The sequence below is a fragment of the Spirosoma sp. genome, from assembly GCF_048594605.1.
In the GTDB taxonomy this organism is placed as follows: domain Bacteria; phylum Bacteroidota; class Bacteroidia; order Cytophagales; family Spirosomataceae; genus Spirosoma.
Genome location: NZ_JBMDWV010000340.1, coordinates 1 through 3,676 on the forward strand (window position 1 = coordinate 1; position 3,676 = coordinate 3,676).

Genomic DNA, 3,676 nt, shown 5'->3' on the forward strand with positions numbered 1-3,676 from the left:
TTTTGCGACGAACGGCCACTTTCCGGATTTTGCTCAGCGGAATTGGTGCTTCGGTGTTAATGTAAAGATAAGCCCCGTCGACGTCCGTTAATATCCCGCGAAAGTGATGGCCATCATTCGTTACAACTCGCATCTGGTACTCATTGATAGCCAGTTTTTGAGAAAACGAAGCAGACGGTAAGAAGGTAATAACGAGCAGAGTCAGACACCAACAGCGCAATAGGAACAAGGTCAACGTTTGTAACGTTCGTTTACCTGTTTATACAAATCAATCGGAACTTTCGTTTCTACCGTCGGTATTTTAGGTTGCGGTTTGATCCAGTCAAGGTATCCTTTTGCCCAGACGTAAGCCAGGCCCAGTGCCAGAATAACAACGAATAGGACCGCTTCGGCTAACGCGAACCAGCCCCATAAACCACCCGTCGCCCGGATGAGCCTTTCCTGACCGAACACCGTTGCCCAGGGAAACAGAAAAACCAGCTCCACATCGAATAGTACAAAAACCAGAGCAACGACGTAGAACCGAATGTTGAACTGGATATTCGCGTTGCCAACAGGCTCTTCTCCGGATTCATACGTACTGTTTTTTTCAACATTTGGCTTATGAGGATGTAGCAATCGTGCTACAAAAAGCACAACGGCTATGAACGCAAAAGCGCCGAGAATAAACAGTAATATAATACCAAAGTCGGAGAGCATAGGCAATGACTGACGTCAACTTCCAGCTTATTTATTCTTTTTGGGAAACAGGTTATATACCAGAGAAACTTGCAGGTTGCGGTTGTAATAAGTAGCTGTAGGTTCTGGTGATACGTTGACAAGGCCGTGGATGTACCGGATATGCAAACTGAATTTGCTGAGCATATCCAGAAAATCGTAATGAGCACCTACGGCAACACCCAAATCACTCTGAGCGCCAGGGCCGCCTGTTTTTCCGGCATTGAGTGCATAGCTAAACTCAGGGCCTGCCTGTATGGTTAGTCCTTCCGTTGGAATGTAACCTAACAAAATTGGCAGACTGGCGTAATAATAGGAAACGCCCGTAGTTGTTCGGGGAGTATTCAACTGTTCCTGCTGGAACGTACCGCCTTTTATAGCGAGCAGGGCTTCTGGTTGCAATACCCACCGGTTGTAGCGGTAGCGATACATAACCCCCAAATGAGGCTCCAGTGCTCGTTTAGGAATGTTAGCGCTGGTGCCCGAAATAGAGATTTGCGTAAATGTGGCGCCGAGCTTTAGCCCAAAATGCCCACCAATGGGCTTATCACTCTGTGCCCGTACGAAAAGGGGCGAGGTTACGAGAAAAACAAAAAGCAGTAATCGATACGTATACATACAAACTTTGACAAAGAACCGTTACGTTCCGATAACGTACTATTACCGAAGTGTCAGTCTTTAGAACGTACAAAGTTGGTTAAAAAAGTTAGGAATTAAGATTGCTAGTTGTTGAGCTAAGGTTAAAGTTTCTAAAATGTGAAGAGAAATCAGCCCAGATGCGTGAACGGATAATGGTTTTCTTGAGAGCGAGAATGACTAATTCAAGCGTGGGTCAACTGGGTAATGGGCTATGGATTTGTACTCGCCACCCATACGCTTCAGTACGCCCCGCCAGAATTCTTTCGTTGGCGTATCGAACAGAAAACCAGCGGTTGTGTGGCTAATGATCCAGGCTTTTTGATTTAATTCTGCATCCAGCTGCCCTTCGCCCCAACCCGAATAACCAATAAAAAAGCGGGCGTCACGCTCGGTTAGCGTACCTAAGTTGACGGCTTGCTTAATCTGTTCAAAATCGCCACTCCAGTACAAATCATTCAGCACTCGAATAGAGCCCTCAATAAGGTCAGGGCGCCGGTGAATGAAATGTAAGGTATTCTGCTGTACCGGACCGCCGATGTATAAAGGGAGATCGGCATGGACTTCTTCGACGACATCGCTTAGATGAATATCCGTCAGCTGATTCAGTATCAGCCCAAACGTACCCGTCTGATTATGTTCGCAAACCAGCACCACACTTCGGTCAAAATTAGTATCGCCCATAAATGGCTCAGCAATCAATAAATCGCCATTCTTAACAATTGATGGACTCGTATTCATAGGAAATTAATCCGTTTAACGTATGCGTATAGGACAAACGTTATTGCGGTGGCTATATTGATAAAAAACTCTTAAATCCACTATGCGGTATAGTAACATTTTCGTGCAGTTATTGCATCAAAATAAGACGTAGTATGCAGTTTAGCCAACCTGAGCGTTAATTTTACAAACTGTAGTATCCTTAGGTTATACACAGACGTGGATAGTTAGCTAAGTGGTAAGTTACTAAATTCTTTTGATGGTAAAATTCAATAACGAATCTATGCAGGATCAGATTCATAACCGACGTGGTTTTCTCCAAAAAAGTGCATTAGCTACGCTAACCGCTTTGGTAGGTACAAACATTGTTTTTGCTGATAATATACCACCACATCATATACCGCTGGCGTTTGACTATGACCCACTTAAAGGGAAAAGTCCGGATATGAAAGTACTGGGGGATAAGCCCTGGAATGTGGAGACCCCCGTTCATTTATTAGACGATGCTGTTACGCCTGTCGAAAAAATGTTTATCCGGAATAATGGCCTGATTCCAGCGGCACCTGCTGATCTGGCGAAGTGGACGCTTACCATAAACGGAGAATCCGTAAAAAGCGCCAAAGTATACAGCCTCAGCGATCTCAAAAAACGGTTTAAAACCTATACGTATCAGTTAGTGCTGGAGTGTGGAGGCAACGGTCGGGCAGGTTACGAACCCCAAACAACGGGCAATCCCTGGGATCAGGGAGCGGTTAGCTGTGCTGAATGGACGGGTGTTCGACTCAAGGATATTCTGGCCGATGTGGGTCTTAAAGAGGATGCCGTTTATATCGGCTATTATGGAAACGACCCGCATTTGAGTCAGGATGCAACCAAAGTGGCCATTTCTCGTGGTGTTCCCATCAAAAAAGCGCTTGAAGACGAAACCCTGATTGCCTGGGCAGTTAACGGGAAGGACATCCCACTAGCGCACGGCTATCCTCTCCGGTTAGTTATTGGCGGATGGCCCGCGTCTGTTTCGGGAAAGTGGCTGCATACCATAGCGGTACGTAACAAAGTGCATGATGGGGCGAAAATGGAAGGACACAGTTATAAAATGCCAATCCGTCCGGTAGAACCTGGTGAAAAAATTCCCGAAACGCCCGAGAATTTTCGAATCATCGAATCAATGCCTGTGAAGTCGCTTATTACGTATCCCAAAACGGGAGCCATGTTGGACGTCAAGAAAACCTTGTCACTACGTGGCCATGCGTGGGCTGGCGATCGGGAGGTCGCTGACGTCCATACGTCTATTGACTATGGCGCTACGTGGCAGAAAGCGAAACTGGAGCGTCCTAAAAATCGATTGGCCTGGCAACACTGGACCACCGACGTTACGTTTCCACAGTTGGGTTACTACGAAGTGTGGGTACGCGCAACGGACAGCAAGGGCGTAACGCAACCCATGGTAATTCCACAATGGAATCCTGGTGGATATCTCAACAATGCATGTCATCGGATAGCCGTAAAAGATGTCTAGAAAATCAAAATTCGCAACGTAATGAATATCAACAACATAGTTTTATGTATAGGATGTGTTCTGATAGGAATGGCTAGCTTACGG

The 3,676-nt window shown here is 46.0% G+C and carries 4 protein-coding genes; 1 reads left to right on the forward strand and 3 read right to left on the reverse strand.

Annotated features, from left to right (window positions below; translation table 11 throughout):
- Nucleotides 1–231: 231 nt before the first annotated feature.
- The 3 genes from ACOJS8_RS20600 to ACOJS8_RS20610 form a co-directional block, all read right to left on the reverse strand.
- The gene (locus tag ACOJS8_RS20600) at nucleotides 232–699 is read right to left on the reverse strand and encodes an NADH-quinone oxidoreductase subunit A (RefSeq protein ID WP_420150436.1); all 468 of its coding nucleotides are present in this window, start codon (nucleotides 697–699) and stop codon (nucleotides 232–234) included.
- Between the two features lie 27 nt (nucleotides 700–726).
- Complete coding sequence (locus tag ACOJS8_RS20605; RefSeq protein WP_420150437.1) at nucleotides 727–1,335, reverse strand: outer membrane beta-barrel protein; 609 nt, start codon at nucleotides 1,333–1,335, stop codon at nucleotides 727–729.
- Between the two features lie 198 nt (nucleotides 1,336–1,533).
- Nucleotides 1,534–2,094, reverse strand: coding sequence for a YqgE/AlgH family protein (locus tag ACOJS8_RS20610; RefSeq protein ID WP_420150438.1), 561 nt, complete (start codon nucleotides 2,092–2,094; stop codon nucleotides 1,534–1,536).
- Between the two features lie 262 nt (nucleotides 2,095–2,356).
- Between ACOJS8_RS20610 and ACOJS8_RS20615 the strand changes: the two genes are divergently transcribed.
- Entirely contained in the window at nucleotides 2,357–3,592 is a 1,236-nt protein-coding gene (locus ACOJS8_RS20615) for a sulfite oxidase (RefSeq protein WP_420150439.1), read from the forward strand.
- Nucleotides 3,593–3,676 lie beyond the last annotated feature (84 nt).